The 15,430-nt window shown below is 50.0% G+C and carries 8 protein-coding genes; 4 read left to right on the top strand and 4 right to left on the bottom strand.

Going from position 1 to position 15,430, the window contains the following annotated elements:
• Positions 1 to 4: 4 nt before the first annotated feature.
• From sbcC to addB, 4 genes are all read right to left on the bottom strand, one after another.
• On the bottom strand, positions 5 to 3,397 hold the full coding sequence (sbcC, locus tag AR442_RS14095) for an exonuclease subunit SbcC (protein WP_053285065.1): 3,393 nt from the start codon (positions 3,395 to 3,397) through the stop codon (positions 5 to 7).
• Positions 3,394 to 4,566, bottom strand: a complete 1,173-nt coding sequence (sbcD, locus tag AR442_RS14100) for an exonuclease subunit SbcD (protein ID WP_014417369.1) — start codon at positions 4,564 to 4,566, stop codon at positions 3,394 to 3,396. The genes sbcC and sbcD overlap by 4 nt, the downstream gene beginning before the upstream one ends.
• Before the next feature lie 64 nt (positions 4,567 to 4,630).
• Positions 4,631 to 8,335 (bottom strand): helicase-exonuclease AddAB subunit AddA, encoded by a 3,705-nt coding sequence (gene addA, locus AR442_RS14105; protein WP_053285098.1) that lies wholly within the window; start codon positions 8,333 to 8,335, stop codon positions 4,631 to 4,633.
• Positions 8,322 to 11,822: a helicase-exonuclease AddAB subunit AddB gene (gene addB / locus AR442_RS14110; protein ID WP_053285066.1), complete on the bottom strand. Its 3,501-nt coding sequence runs from the start codon at positions 11,820 to 11,822 to the stop codon at positions 8,322 to 8,324. Before addB ends, addA begins: the two co-directional genes overlap by 14 nt.
• A 140-nt stretch (positions 11,823 to 11,962) precedes the next feature.
• On the opposite strand from addB, the gene AR442_RS14115 reads away from it, so the two are divergent.
• The 4 genes from AR442_RS14115 to AR442_RS14130 all read left to right on the top strand — a co-directional run bounded on the left by AR442_RS14115 (position 11,963) and on the right by AR442_RS14130 (position 15,310).
• Positions 11,963 to 12,676, top strand: a complete 714-nt coding sequence (locus AR442_RS14115) for a DUF421 domain-containing protein (protein WP_017417413.1) — start codon at positions 11,963 to 11,965, stop codon at positions 12,674 to 12,676.
• Positions 12,677 to 12,744: 68 nt separating this feature from the next.
• On the top strand, positions 12,745 to 13,254 hold the full coding sequence (locus AR442_RS14120) for a ferritin-like domain-containing protein (RefSeq protein ID WP_007610501.1): 510 nt from the start codon (positions 12,745 to 12,747) through the stop codon (positions 13,252 to 13,254).
• Positions 13,255 to 13,477: 223 nt separating this feature from the next.
• Positions 13,478 to 14,098 carry a TetR/AcrR family transcriptional regulator gene (locus AR442_RS14125; protein ID WP_017417412.1) on the top strand — a complete coding sequence of 207 codons (621 nt, stop codon included), beginning with the start codon at positions 13,478 to 13,480 and terminating at the stop codon, positions 14,096 to 14,098.
• Positions 14,099 to 14,113: 15 nt separating this feature from the next.
• Positions 14,114 to 15,310 (top strand): MFS transporter, encoded by a 1,197-nt coding sequence (locus tag AR442_RS14130; protein WP_014417364.1) that lies wholly within the window; start codon positions 14,114 to 14,116, stop codon positions 15,308 to 15,310.
• Positions 15,311 to 15,430 lie beyond the last annotated feature (120 nt).

Raw genomic sequence — 15,430 nt, forward strand, 5'->3', positions numbered from 1 at the left:
CTTTCTACATGATCTCCAATGTGACCCGGGTGCCTTTCCCGCCCGGTTCGGACGGATGAACGATTAATTTTTTCGGCAGACGCGCTCTCAGCTCCTGCACATGGCTGATCACTCCGACGGATAAGTTGTCCGATTGCAGCTTTTCGAGCGCTGTGACAACGGTGTCTAAGAGCCCTTGGTCAAGAGTCCCGAATCCTTCATCTAAGAAAAAGAATTGCAGCGGGTATTGCCCCCGCAGCTGAATCTGGGCGGACAAGGCAAGCGCAAGCGACAGCGATGTCAGAAACGTCTCCCCGCCGGAAAGGCTTGATACGGGCCGTTTGACGCCTCCATTCGCGTCATCACGCATGACGAAACCGCCTTCTGAATCGACTAATATGCCATACCGCTGCCTTGTCAGCGCTCCGAGACGGGCAGAGGCGTCCCGAGCCACGCTTTCCAGCTGTTCTTCCGCTAAAAATTCGACGAATGTATTGCCTTTACATACAGACTGGAGCTTATCAAGCCTGTCAATCTGTGTCTGCCAGCTTTTCAGTTCGGCTTCAATCTCTTTAAAGCGCTTATGCTGTTTTTGCATAACCGCGTAGGCTTTTGCCTGTGCTCCTTTTTCCTCCATGGCGGCGCCTGACTCAGCCTCTGCCTGCTTCAGCAGAGAAACGGATGCTGTCCATTCTTCCTCTGATATCCGGCGGTCGGCTAATTTATCAGTAACACGGCTGATATTTGCCGATAGCTGTTTTGAGGTGTCCAGGAACTCATCTATTTCTTTTTTCATTTCCTCTGCACGCCCTTGCGGAAGCAGACTTTTTTTGACTTGGTCCGGCTCGGTAAACCCGGTGTCTTTTGACCTCACGCGCCAGTCGTTTTGCGCTTTCTCAAGGGAGGTCTCAGCATCCCTGAGTGACATGAGACTCCCGGATTCCCGGCCTTTTGCGTCATTCAGTGATTGCTGCGCCCGCTTCAGCGCATCGAATAGGGACTGTTCTTTCGATTTTAACAGCTGTAATTCCTGCCGCACCGCTTCAAGCTTTGCGGAAATTGATGTTTCTTCAGCTGCTGTTCCGAGCTCTTGTTCATATCCGTCAATCACCTGATGCAGGCGCTCAGACGCATAGTGAAGCTCGAGCCGTTCCCGTTCAAGCCGATGCTTCATCTCCTGCAGGCGTTCTTTCTCCTCTTCATGTTCCTTGAGGAATGCGATGCTTGTTTCAATGCGCTTCTCACATTCTTCTGCCTGCCTGTCCTTCTCATCTATCGAAGCCTGCCAGGCGTCAATCCGGTTTGGCGGAATATCACCGCAGACTTCGTTGTACTGATTCAATCGGCTTTCTGACAGCGATTCAAGCTCTTCTAATGAATGTCTGAGACGGTCGGCTTCTTTTTCCTCGTAGCGGATTCGTTCGGCCAGCTGCTCAGCTTGTTTCACCGTCTGCTGATGCGCGCTGATCAGTCTTGTGACCTTCTCTTTTACCGACAGCATATCCTGTTTCATTTGTTTCCATTCCAAGCGGACGGCGCTGAACGCTTCATCAAGCGGGCGTCCGCTGATGGAGGAAGCGGCTTCCAGCTCCGGAACCCGGGCGCTTTGCAGAAACGGGCATTCTTCGGTAAAACGCCCCGACTGCTCTTCTAATGCAACCTTGGCTGTCAGCACTTCCTGAGAAAGAGCCGCCGCCTCAGAAAGCAGCGCTTCAACCTGCTGCAACTGTTCCTGTACAGCCGTATCAGGCGAGAATGTTTCATGAGCGGAACGCGGGCGGTCATGCTGCGTGGAGCCGCATACAGGACAAGGCTTTCCTTCGATTAGTTTTTCCGATAATTCTTTTGTTAATGCAGCCGTTCTCGCTTCCTCTGAGCGCCTGCGGAGATCGGCTTGCGTTTTGTCAGCCCGTTCGGCTGCGGCTTTCAGTGAACGTTCCGTTTCACAGACCATATGGTAAACGGTTTGAAGCGTTTGATAAGCGTGCGTAATGTCTTCCTCTTCCGTTTTCGCTTTCGCTGTGAGCGACTCGCTTTCTCCGTTCAGCTTCTCCACGTTTTTCAGCTGCGTTGTCAGATTGGCCCGTTCTTTCGTGATTTGTTCCTGTGTCTGCTGAAAGCCCGCCGCCAGCTGTGCTGCGGTCTGGCATTTTTTCCGTTCATCGGCGGTCACTTGAACTGCTTTCAGCTCTTTTTTCAGCTCATTCTGCCTGTTTTGGCCGCGGGTCAGGCGGTCTTTCACTCCGGCCAGCTGTTTCGAGGCGGCTTCGTATTCTTCCTCTTTTTTGCTGTGTTCCGCATTTGTTTTTTCCGCTTCTTTTTTCGCTTCAAGCAGTTTTTGTTCTATGGCTGAAAGTCTTTGATACAGCTCTTCTTCTTTGACAAGCTTCGGCTCCTGTTCGGCCTTATGGGCCCGCCATGCTTCATAGGCTTCATTTTGCCGGGTAAATGAAGCGGTTTCCGCCTCTGATTTCCGTTTGGCCAGTTCGTGCTCCTGTTCGGCGCGCTGCTTCCGGCGGACGGCTTCTGTGTAACGGTCTGCGTACGGCTCAAGGGCGAGAGCGGTTTCCGCCTCTTTAAGACGCTCAGTCAAATCCGTGATGTACGGGCGTCTTTCCTCAAGCTTTTTCTCCCGGCGCTCATATTCATCTCTTTCTGTCTGCAGGTTCCAAATTTCCTGGTGACTTTCAAAACGCTCTTTTGCCCGGACCCGTTTCTTCTCCGCTTCTTCAAGCCGTTCGTTCGCTTCGTGAAACTGCTGTTCAGCCTGCTTCAGCGCATCTTCTCCTGCGTCTCCGAGGCCGGATTGTTCGGCCAGCATTTCATTTTTTTTCGCTGCCGCTTCCTGCGCCCGCCTCCGCAATTTTTTGACAAGCCTGTCCCCGTACTGTTCCAGATTAAACAGGCGCTGGAGCATATGTCTTCTTTCCGCGCCTTTAAGCGACAGAAACTCGGCAAACTTTCCTTGCGGCAGCACGACGGCTCTTGTAAAGTCGTCAATGGTCAGGCCAAGAAGCTCCTCTACCTTTTTGTTCACTTCATTCGCTTTATCGGCCAGCACCGTTTGTTCGTCTTTGATTTCAATCAGGCGGCAGAGGGCGGTTTTTACTTTCGTTTCATCCGTTCTCTTAAAAACGCGCTCGACCTTGTAGGAAACCCGGTGGCCGGATTGAAGCGCGAATGTAAATGAGACGGCGAGCTGATCTTCGGCATGATTCAGGATGCCGTGCGTATTATTTGCGGCGCGCTCCACTTTTCCGTATAAAGCGAGTGTCATGGCATCAAGGATCGACGATTTTCCGCTTCCGGTCGGCCCGAAAATCCCGAACACCCCGGCTCCTGACAGTCCGGCAAAATCAATGGTCTGTTCCTCCCTGAAGCTGTGGAGCCCTTTTATCGTTAACAGAATCGGCTTCATGTCGCATCCTCCTCATCATCTGCTGACGCAAGCTCTAAAAACAGCTTGACCATCTCCTCATCCGGCACGCCGCCGCCCGTTTGTTTTTCATAAAACTTCTTAAATCGATCCTCAATTGATGTGTGTTTCACTTCAATCCGGTCATTGCCGGTCTCTTTTTCTTCAAAAACCGGCCTGATATGGATAAAGCCGGGATGCGCCTTTCTCAGCCGATGAATTTCCTCGAGAGAAAGCTGATCCGTCAAATGGATATCAAGGTCGATCCAGGCATTCCGGTCACGCCCTTCATCAAGCCAGCCGTGAACCTCGCTCAGCCCCTGCGCTTTCCATTTGACGAGCGGTTTACCGGAAGACAGAAAAATCTCTTCCCACTTCGCTTCTCCGCCGGGCTTCGCTTCTACCACCGTCACCGATTTGGCATAACCGGCTTCTGAAAAGCTGTATGCCAGCGGAGAGCCTGAATAACGGGCAGCCGTCTTGGCGCGCTTGATCGTTTGCGGACGGTGGAGATGGCCGAGAGCCACGTAAGCCGCACCAGCCGGCAGGCTGTCAGCGGCAACTGTGTAAGCGCCCCCGACTTCAATCGGACGCTCTGAATCGGTCTGATTTCCCCCCGCGACATAAATGTGGCTCGCCGCGATTTTCACGGCATCGTCCCGGCACAGTCCGCACATGTGAGCAAACGCCTCTCTGATTTTGACATCGTAATGATCGCGAAGAAGCTTTTCCTCAAACGTATCAGAAAGCACTTCGTTTAATCTCGCCTCTGACGGATATGCCAGCGCGGCTACGGCTAACAGCTCGTCCGCCGACGGCACCTCAATATGCACGGGTTCTGTCCGCGGATAGCCGATTAAATGAATGCCGCGCTCATTTGTTAACGGAGAAGCCGCCGCCAGCCTGTCGGGATTGTCATGGTTTCCGGCAATGACGACGACCGGTCGTTTTCCGCCGTCAGAAAGCGCGGAAAGACTTTCGTAATACAATTGTTCAGCGAGCGCAGGCGGGTTGACCGTATCAAATACATCCCCCGCCATAATGACCGCATCAATATTTTCTTCCTTGACAATGGTATTCAGCTCTTCCAATACCTCGGCCTGCTCGCTCAGCCGGCTTCTGCCTTCCAGCGTTTTGCCGAGGTGCCAGTCAGCTGTATGTAAAATGCGCATACCGCATTCACCTCACTTTTTGATAGAAAAAAAGATCCGCTCCAAAAAGGAGCTTCGGATCTTGTTACAGTGTAAGAACGTGACCTCCATCGAAGAAATAGAGCGCACGCCCTTTCACTTTCGTTTTCGTAATTTGTTCAACCGCTTTTGTATACAATTCGATTTGTGTTTCATACCTTTTTTGCAGAATCGGAGCCGCGCCTTCAAATCCGTTCCGGAATTTCCCCTCTATCCGATCTGTCTTATAGTCCAGCAAATAGAGACCGTCCGCAGTTTCGTAGAGGCAGTCAATAATCCCCTGCACGAGCAGCGGTTCACCGGCCGTTTCGGCATCCTTGTACACCTCGCCGGCCGGAAGCGCCATACTGAACGGCACTTCCCGGTCAATCCGCAGCGCCCCGAGAAGATCTTTCCCGATTTCAGTTCCGAAAAACTGAACAATTTCTTCTATATCAATAGCTTCCTGCTGCTCTTCTGTCAGCAGCTCTTTTTCGTAAAGCATCCGGACCGTCCGCTCCGCTTCTTCGGCAGTCGGCACGTGCGTCAGCGGTATGTGCTGCATCACCGTATGCATCGCCGTTCCTTTTTCGGCGGCTGTCAGCCCTTTTTTCATCATAAAACCGGGACGCCTGTATAAAAGCGTGTCTCCTGACGGTTTGATGAGAGAGCGGCCGCTGTATTCATCCTCGTATTCTTGCTTTCTCTTCAGCTCAGAAACTGACTGCTTCGTTCTGATAGCCGTCAGCTCTCGGTACGGATATTCCCATTCAAGCAGACGGCGCGCCTGATCATCAAATGAAAACGAACCAGGAATCGGCTCGCCCTGCTGAATCGCTTTGAGACGTTTGCTCTTTTCTTCAGCACGTTCTTTTGGATTCTCTTCCAGCAATTCACTTTGCTGCAGCATCCGGATGTGAAAACGCGACGGGTCGCGCGCGATATCCTCAGACGATGAAAGTCCCGGCGTCCTGTGCGCCTCCATGTCACGGTGGCGGATGAGCGCCGGCCCGATAAAGTCCAAATAAGATGACGCCTGATAGCGGTCGAATTCAGAAAGAAGCCAATCAGCCCGGTCTGCTTGCGCCTGCCATTTGGCCAGCTGTTTTTCCCGGTTTTTGCAGGAACCGACGAGAAACAGCTTTTCCTTCGCTCTGGTCAGCGCCACATACAATACGCGCAATTCTTCCGATAAGAGCTCTCTGCGCATCTTTTTCTTCATCGCCACAAGCGGCAGAGTCGGATAGCTGATTCTGAGTTCCGGATGAATGTACTTCGTGCCGAAACCGAGCTCTTTATCAAGCAGGTATGATTTGTTGAGATCCATCATATTAAAATTTCTGCCGAGTCCGGCGGTGAAAACGACGGGGAATTCAAGTCCTTTGCTGCTGTGGATCGTCATCAGCCGAACGACATCCTCCTGCTCGCTGAGCGCCCGGGCCGTCCCCAGATCATCGCCGCGCTCCTGCATCCGTTCAATGAACCGCAAAAAGCGAAATAACCCGCGGAACGCCGTCGCTTCGTACGAGCGCGCCCGGTCATACAAGACGCGCAGATTGGCCTGGCGCTGCTTTCCGCCGGGCATGCCGCCTGCATAGTCAAAATATCCGGTATCGCGGTATACTTCCCAAATCAGCTCAGACACCGAATGATTCGTCGAAAATGACCGCCACTTTTGCAGACTGTCATAAAAGGTTCTCAGTTTTTGATACAGGTCATCATGCCTGTCACCGTTCGCTATATATGCTTTCAGCGCTTCATAAAACGGCGCTTTTTTCTTTTCAAGGCGTATCAGCGCAAGTTCATTTTCGTCACATCCGACGATGGGCGAGCGCAGCACGGAAGCAAGCGGAATATCCTGATACGGATTATCAATCACCTTCAAGACTGAAAGCGCCGCAGCCACCTCCACGGCTTCAAAGTAACCCGACGTCAAATTGGCGTACACCGGAATGCCCTGGTTTTTCAGCTCTTCCATTAATTGCGGCGCCCACGGCATGGAGCGCAGCAAAATCACGATATCCCGGTACTGGATATTCCGGTGTGTTTTTGTTTTGCCGTCATATACCTTAAACGGAGATGAGACAAGCTTTCGGATCTCCCCGGCTATCGCTTTCGCTTCCCAGTGCACGGTTTCAAAGTCTTCGGCATCCTCGGCGCTGTCTGCGTCATCAGCGCTGTCAATCAGCAGCAGTTCCGTTTTTGCCGCGTCATTCGGCGGATACGATGCGCCGAGCTTCAATGCCGCCTGTTCATCGTAGTCCACTTCGCCGATTTTTCCGCCCATCAGCTGCTTAAACAAGAAATTCGTACTGTCCAAAATATCGGAGCGGCTGCGGAAATTTTGGTTCAGATCAATTTTCTGCCCCGCGCCTTCCCCGCTTTCTGTAAACCTTTTATATTTCCCGAGAAACAGCAGCGGCTCGGCAAGTCTGAAACGGTAGATCGATTGTTTAACGTCGCCTACCATAAACAGATTTCCCGCCTCTTCATCCCCGCTTTTAACAAGCTGCAGGATAGACTCCTGCACAAGATTGGTATCTTGATATTCATCAACCAGAACTTCATGAAACTGGTCTTGATAATAAACGGCCGCTTCGCTCGGCACCCGCCGGCCTTCTTCATCAACCGCAGTTAAAATCGCCAGGCAGTAATGTTCCAAATCTGAGAAATCAATAATTGATTTTTCTTGTTTCGCCGCTTCAAATCGTTTTCCGTACGATATCACGAGCTGAACGAGCGTTTCGATGACAGGCTTCATATCTGTTAAACTCTTTAAGTGATCTTGCGGACTTCTTGTAAAGTAATCTGTCTTTACCTTTTCGATCAGTTTCTTCGCGCCGTTTCGCAAATCGGTCGCTTCGTCCAAAAGCGCTTTGTCAAATTCATCACCCTTTACCGCCTTCGCCCGCTTAAATGAGACTGCGGGAACCCGTTCATACAGCGCATCGAAGTCATGCCGGCAGCTGATCAGCTCTTCTATCTGCTGAAGGTCATCCAGAAAATTATCAGCGCGCGGCGCCGGCCCGCCGGGCGCTTTTGTCAGTTCAAGCGCCTTCTCAAGCTTTTGTTTTGCCCCGAAGAGCGCCATTTCAACATCTTCTCTCACATACTGGTAAAACGGAAGCTCTTCCATTTTGCTTTCTTCCGTCACGTCATACAGGCGGACAAAGCTTTGCAGCCACGCTTCCGGGTCAGGATGCGACCGGGAATACTCGTACACCCGTTTGACAAGGTCTTGAAGATCCAGATCATGCCTGTCTGTCGTATATCTGTCCGCAAGCTCAAAAAACGCCTGATTCCCTTTTGCGTATTCATCTTCAAACAGCTCATCAAGCACTTCGTCTCCGAGCAATTCGCCTTCCGTCTGGTCAGCCATCCGAAAACCGGGGTCAAGATCAATCATATAATAATATTTTTTAAGCACTTGCAGACAGAAAGAGTGAAGCGTCGAAATGCTCGCCCGATTTAATAGAGAGAGCTGCCGTCTGATATGCAGAGATCCCGGATTTTTGGCGAGCTCTTTTTCTAATGCTTCCGCGATCCGATGCTTCATCTCCGCTGCTGAGGCGTTTGTAAAGGTCACCACAAGGAGCCTGTCAACATCAACCGGATCTTCCTCCGCGGTTATCTTTCTGATCATCCGTTCCACGAGCACGGCCGTTTTACCTGATCCGGCTGCGGCAGCGACCAGAATATCGCGCCGGGAAGAAACGATGGCGCTCCATTGGTCATCCGTCCATATGCTGTCTTTCGGTTTAGGAATTTGCATCATCATCCGCCTCCTTCTTCAGCCAATCCAGTATGGTGCCGTCTTTTTCCGCTTTCAGGCTGCGGTATTCATTTTCCTTAAGCGACTCATCAAACTGGCACACCGATTGAAACGCACAATACGTACAAGGCGTCTTATCTTTCAGCTTATACGGGGTAATGGACACAAGCCCGTCCGTTATCGCTTCGCCCGCCTGTTCAAATGTCCGCCGCACATGGTCTGTCAGCAGATGAAAATCCTGTTCACTGACCGCGGCTGAGTCGGATCTTAAAGAACCGTCCTTTTTCAAACCGGCATTGACGATATTTGAACGCCCTTCCTCCAACGTCGTGTCCATCAGGCTGATCGCCTCCCGGTCACCGAGGAGAAGGCCTTTCATTTTAAATTTCTTAAAAATTTCCTGCTCGATTTCATCAAGCCCCATCGGCAGACTGGCCTGAATCATCGGATCATGAATATGGAAATACAAAACGCCTGCCGGTGTCGCTTTCATGCCGAGCCAATCCGCGGAATGTGTAATCGATAAGTCAAGATATGTGAGCATTTGCAGAGCGAGCCCGTAATACACCTCCGCCAGATCAAGCCCCCTGTCGCTTGATTTATAATCAACGACTCTCAGCAGCAGGCCTTTTGAGCTTTCCGCTTTATCCACGCGGTCGATCCGTCCGACGAGTTCCATCGTACAGCCGTTTTTCAGCGTGAAAGTGAGCGGAGGCAGCGGCCCGCTTCCGCCGAAACCGAGTTCAAGACCGACCGGGACGAAACCGCTCGCCTTCGCATGCTCGCTTAATATGCCTGAAACACGCGTGACGATCTTCTGCAGTTTTTCCTTCACATAAAAGTGTCTGTTTGAGCTGAGCAGAATCTCTTTTTGCAGCTTTGGCGCAAGCCGTTCCACCGCTTCATAGGAGAAATTCCGGCACTGATCTTTCGTCAGATCGCGCCATTCCAGCTTCTGCTCACGAAGCCGGTCTGAAATCAGCTTCAGGCTGGAGTGAAACAGCTGGCCGATATCCGGCGCTTCCAGCTTGAAAAACTGCCGCTCTTTTAATTGAAGCCCGTGTGATGCAAAATGGGAAAACTGGCAGGCATTAAACGCCTCCATCCGGGAGACGCTTCCTTTAATATGCTCGCCGTAAAGCTGGCGCGAAACAGGCCGTTCAAGACGCTTCGCCTCATTGCGGAAAAACAGGCTTGAAAACAGCTTTTTCGCACGTTGGTGATCAGACTCTTTCATCAGCACATTGTATGCGCTCCACCATACGTCACTGATCTCGTACTCTCTTGTCCACAGCCTGAGCTGACTTGCCGTATATGTCTGAGCCACCTGTATATTGACGAGATACTGAAGCTGCTCTTCTTCGCTTACCTGCTCGGGATCAGCCGCTGACAGCTTTTCCTGATGATCGGGAAACAGCTCGCCAAGCCTGTTTACAACGATTGACGGCAGGAGCGTTTTTCCTTCCGCATCGGCAATCGGGTATGACACATAAAGACGGTCAGACGGACTCGACAGCGCCATATAGATGAGAAAATGCTCATCAAGCAGGCGCTCACGCCCCGCGGAAGACAGCTCCACTCCGACCGCTTTCAGCCACTCCCGGTCATCATCAGACAGCACGCCGTTTTCATCCGGGCGCGCCGGAAGAACGCCGTCATTGGCCCCGATGACGAATGTGCAGGACGTGCCGTACATTCTTGAGAGATCCATATTCCCTACAAATACTTGGTCAAGCGCAGGAGGAATTAAAGAAAAATGAAGCGATTCCGTTCCCGTTTCAAGCATTTGCTGGAACAGCGCCAAAGATATTTCATCTTCACCCATCATGCCGGCAAACTCCTCGAGAAGCTGGATAACGGCATCCCACGCCTGGCCGTGCTGCTGCGCTTCGATCATGTTTCCGGCCTCTTCGGCCCGCTGCCTTTTTCGGTCCAGCTTCAGGGGAACATCGGTATCTTCCAAAAAGAGATAAAGAGCCTCCGCCATGCTTTGAACCGTTTTCGCCTTTTTCATCCGGTTTTGAAGCCGGACAAGGGGCGCGGCCATCCACTCTTTCGTCTCATTCAGCATTTGCTCCATCTCTATTTCCTGATCTGTCTGCGCGAAATCCTCATCGAGCGATACGAAGCGCCTGTATACAAACCGCTCGCCGCTCGTCCAGCGCTCCCCTTTAATGCCGTAGGCGATACAGTAGTTTTCAAGCTGATCAACCTGCTCTCTTATTTTCTGCTCCGGCTGATCAAGCGGGAATAACAGTTCGGTTTTCGCACAGCGGAACACCGCTTCATATCTCCAGTTCCCCTTCACGACATCCAGGCTTGAACGGATGAATTCAATAAGCGGGTGATGCTGCATAGAAGCTTTTCCGTCAATAAAATAAGGAAGCCCGTAATCGGCAAACACTTCCTTCAGCAAATCTTTATAATCTTCCGGCTGACGGATGAGAATCGCCATATCTTTGTACCGGTATCCTCCGTCCCGGACAAGTGATTGAATTTCCCGGGCAATACCTTCAAGCTCAGCTCTTCTGTTTTGCGCCTGCATGACGGTAAAAGCTTCCTGTCCGCCGGTATACGCCGCGGCGGGACGCACATCGTACTGCGACTCTATACAGGCAAGCTCCGGCACATGCCGATGCCGCTTCGTGCCATGCAGTTCCTTGCAGGAAATATCGGCATTCAATTCCTTTGTCGTCTGATAAAGCTTATAGTATGTGCTTCCCGTCATTCTGAACAGATCGAGCTCATCCGGTGCCTGTTCCGCCGAAGGGCTGTCCGCCGTCAGCGAGAATGTGACATGTTCAGCATGCATGATCAGCTGCTCCAGCACCCTTAATTCCTGCGGCGTAAATTGATAGAATCCGTCGACGTAAACACGGGCGCCTTTTACAACGTCCGCCAAAGGAATCTGCTGAGCGAGCAGCTTCAAATAATCCTCTGAATGCAAATAGTGTCCGGCGAGGCTTCTTTCCATCTGCTGATATAAAATGCCTAAATCATGAAGTTTTTCAGACAGCATCCGCTCTCCGCGATATTCTGACGCCGTTCCGCTTTCCGCCATGCGGCGGACGTCTTCAGGTTCAATACAGTACCGCTTAAACTCTGTCAGCATCCGTTCCACCTGCTCAGTGAACCCGGTTTTGTCACTCGCTTTTTGATACACTTTAAACTCGTGCTTATATTCTTCAATCAGTTTCCTTAAAAGCATCTGCACACCCGTCGTCGTCACAAACGGGCGGTTCATGCCCCCGGTATGCTGAAGCACGCGCCACGCCAAACGCGAAAAACTGAACACTTGAGCGCGTATCATGCCGCCGATATCCGGCGTTTTAGCAAGCTCATATTCCATTAAAAACGTCATTTGATCCGGGACTAGAAAAATGATCGGTTTCCCGAACGGCTCCCGGCGCAGTTCATCTTGAATGCTGTCGATAATCAGCCTCGTTTTCCCACTCCCCGATCTGCCTACTAAAAACTCAACACCCAAATTAGAAGACCCCTCTCTTTTTATCTTTCTACATTTTATCGAAAGTTGACGAAAATGACCAATCTCATCTGCTGGTAAAAACGGGATGACTATTTTAAAAAATATCGTTTTTGACCAAAATAAAGAAAAAAGGACTAATGATGATGTCAGAATATCCCGAAGTGATTGTACGGACGGCTCTGTCGTTCAGCATTCTGTTTATCGGCGCCCGGATACTCGGTAAACAAACCATTTCACAGATGACGCTTTTTGATTTCATTGCGGCCATCTCGCTCGGCGCCATCACGGCAAATCTGTCGTTTAATACAAAGCTGCCGATTCATTATAATGTCATTGCCTACATTATTTTCGTGGCAATCATTTACCTTGTCGCATATCTTTCTATGAAAAACAGGGCCCTTAGGGGTTTCTTTGCAGGCAAACCGACCATTATCATTCAAAACGGTAAAATACTTGAGCATAATATGAAAACGATGCGTTATACCATCGACTACTTGAACCAGCAGCTGCGTGTAAATGACGTATTTGACATTTCTCAGGTTCAGACTGCCATCATTGAAACAAACGGCAGCATGTCAGTGGAGGTCAAACCGGAATTTGCGCCCGTTACAAGACAGGATCTCGGCATTTTTGCCGGACATGAAAAGAACTTTGCCGTTGAGCTGATTATGGACGGCCGGTTGGTGATGAAGAATCTGGAAGAAAACCACGTATCGGAAAAATGGCTGAGAGAAGAATTGGACAAGAGAAACCTCAAACCGGAAGACGTCGTATACGCTGTGCGCGGAAGCAACGGCCGGCTTTTTGTCGACACATACGACGACCATATTACATCGCCGCTAGATCAAGAATAAAAATGACATCCGCACATGTCACGGGCTGCCGCCGTATAATACCCTATAAACATCCGGGGGTGAGTCCAATGCACGAGAATTTTTTTCATTATACAGCCATCTGCAGTGACGATTCTGTGCTTATCAAGGATCTGGTAAAATCCATAAACGGTGAATACAGCGCTGTGATTTGCTACTCAATATTAGCCGAAAAAGCGCCGACCGCAGAAATCAGAAGACGAATCGAACATATCAGAGAAGAAGAAGTGCGCCACCTGCACGCTTTCTCTTCACTGTATACGTCAATTACCGGAAAACAGTTGACGCCGAAACAGACGGAGCATTGTCCGCACACATACAGAGAAGGACTGAGGGCGGCGTTTTATGATGAGCAGAAAACGAATGATTTTTATTTGCAGGCATCCGATAGAGCGGTGCATCCGGAAGCGAAGCGGTTATTTGCCCGCACGGCATTTGACGAGCAGCGTCATGCCGTCTGGTTTTTATACGATATGGCCCACTCTCCTTTCCACCATACAGGGGGAACGGTATCAAACGCGCCGAACACAAGCTACACCGAGGTAAATACCGGAAAATAACGGTTCAGGCAGACCGCAGACAACCCCCGTTCTTTCAACATGAGAGAATGGGGTTTACTTTTCGAGCCGTTTTTATACTCCCTCTAAACAATGGATAACTTCTTCATTGTATAATCAGCAAAAACCCTTTATAATAAAATAAACCAACTGGTCGGTTTTAAACGAACCGAGCCCCGCTTTGCCGGGACAACGATATGAATGAGGCGGAAAGGATCTGTGTGAAGTGACAAATACAAAAGGCGGTGCCGGAAAGAGCGAAAAGACGAAGAACAGGCTCGTATCCGCTTCGCGTGACTTATTTGCAAAAAAAGGATATTCAGAAACATCGATTCGGGATATTTTAGAGGCGGCCGAAATCAGTAAAGGCAATCTATATCACCATTTTAAAGGAAAAGAGTTTCTGTTTCTTCATATCATGGAAGAGGATCACCGCGTGATGATCGAGACGTGGAGGGAAATGGAAGCTGATCTGAAAGATGCTGCCGAAAAACTGGCGGGCTTTGCGGAGCTGCTCAGCCGGATGAGCATCAATTACCCGCTTATGAGAGCAAGTGAAGAGTTTTATGCGAGTGCGTTTACGTCAGAGGAGGTCGTAAAGCGGCTCAACAAAATTGATATTGAATATGACGATGTGATGAGGGAGATCTTAGAAGAGGGAAATCAAGACGGCAGCTGGTCCATTCATCATGTCGAATCAAAAGTGAAAATCCTGCTATCCGTCTTCTACGGTTTAGATGTGTTATATAAAAACGATACCATTCAGCAAAGAATCGAATTGCAAAAAGAAGCCATCTCCGCGTTTATTCACGGGTCGATCAGCGCTGATAAACAGAATGACAGCTGACAAAGGAGAAACAACATGCAAAAACCGATCAGAGAACAAAAAGCTGTACTCATCATCTTATTAAGCAACATATTTATTGCTTTTTTAGGCATCGGATTGATCATTCCCGTTATGCCGCTGTTTATGAATGTGATGCACTTGACGGGCAGCACAATGGGATACCTTGTCGCTGCCTTCGCCGTCGCGCAATTAATTGCATCCCCCATTGCGGGGAGATGGGTTGACCGCTTCGGCAGAAAAATCATGATTCTCGCCGGACTGTTTTTGTTCGCATTATCCGAACTGACCTTCGGATTGGGCACACATGTCTCCATTTTATATTTCGCAAGGGTGCTGGGGGGCATCAGTGCCGCTTTTATCATGCCCGCTGTTACAGCGTATGTCGCAGATATTACGACGGTGCAGGAAAGATCGAAGGCGATGGGCTATGTATCTGCCGCCATCAGCACAGGGTTTATCATCGGGCCCGGCATAGGAGGATTTATTGCCGATCACGGCGTTCGAATGCCGTTTTTCTTTGCGGCGGGAATTGCATTTATCGCAGTGATTTCCTCTGTCTTTATGCTGAAAGAGCCGTTAACTAAAGAAGAACGCGCAAAGCAGATGGAAAGCGTCAAAGAATCAACCTTCTTAAAAGATTTGAAAAAGTCGATTCATCCAAGCTACTTGATCGCCTTCATCATCGTCTTTGTTTTGGCATTCGGGCTGTCGGCGTACGAAACGGTATTCAGCTTATTTACAAACCATAAATTCGGCTTCACGCCAAAGGATATCGCCATTATTATTACGTTCAGCTCCATTGTGGCGGTCCTCATTCAAGTGCTCGCATTCGGCAGACTTGTCAACTTCCTCGGGGAGAAAAAAGTCATTCAGCTTTGTCTGATCATCGGCGCTGTGCTGGCTTTCGTTTCTACGGTGATGTCAGGATTTTTGCCCGTGCTCGCTGTCACCTGCATCATTTTCCTTGCGTTTGATTTACTGCGCCCGGCACTGACTACTTATTTATCGAAAATCGCAGGAAATCAGCAGGGGTTTGTTGCCGGTATGAACTCAACATACACGAGTTTGGGCACCATTTTCGGCCCGGCTCTGGGCGGTATTTTATTTGATATGAATATTCACTTCCCGTTTCTGTTCGCAGGTGTGGTTTTATTTCTCGGTCTGGGATTGACCTTTGTGTGGAAAGGAAAAGCGGGCGAGGTTTCGGAGTAGGGTGCACTCACCCATCTCCGGAGCTTTTTTTATGTTTGTGATAAGAAAAATGAATGGATTATGAGAAATAATTCATTATTTATTTATCTCAAAATCTATACTATAGTAATAGTAAGGTTA

Source organism: Bacillus velezensis (genome assembly GCF_001461825.1).
Taxonomy (GTDB): Bacteria; Bacillota; Bacilli; order Bacillales; family Bacillaceae; genus Bacillus; species Bacillus velezensis.

Excerpts from the sequence above, each read along its gene's own strand:
- AR442_RS14130 (WP_014417364.1), top strand. The coding sequence starts at position 14,114 with ATGCAAAAACCGATCAGAGAACAAAAAGCTGTACTCATCATCTTATTA.
- AR442_RS14120 (WP_007610501.1), top strand. The coding sequence starts at position 12,745 with ATGCACGAGAATTTTTTTCATTATACAGCCATCTGCAGTGACGATTCT.
- AR442_RS14115 (WP_017417413.1), top strand. The coding sequence starts at position 11,963 with ATGATGTCAGAATATCCCGAAGTGATTGTACGGACGGCTCTGTCGTTC.
- sbcC (WP_053285065.1), bottom strand. The coding sequence starts at position 3,397 with ATGAAGCCGATTCTGTTAACGATAAAAGGGCTCCACAGCTTCAGGGAG.
- sbcD (WP_014417369.1), bottom strand. The coding sequence starts at position 4,566 with ATGCGCATTTTACATACAGCTGACTGGCACCTCGGCAAAACGCTGGAA.
- addA (WP_053285098.1), bottom strand. The coding sequence starts at position 8,335 with ATGCAAATTCCTAAACCGAAAGACAGCATATGGACGGATGACCAATGG.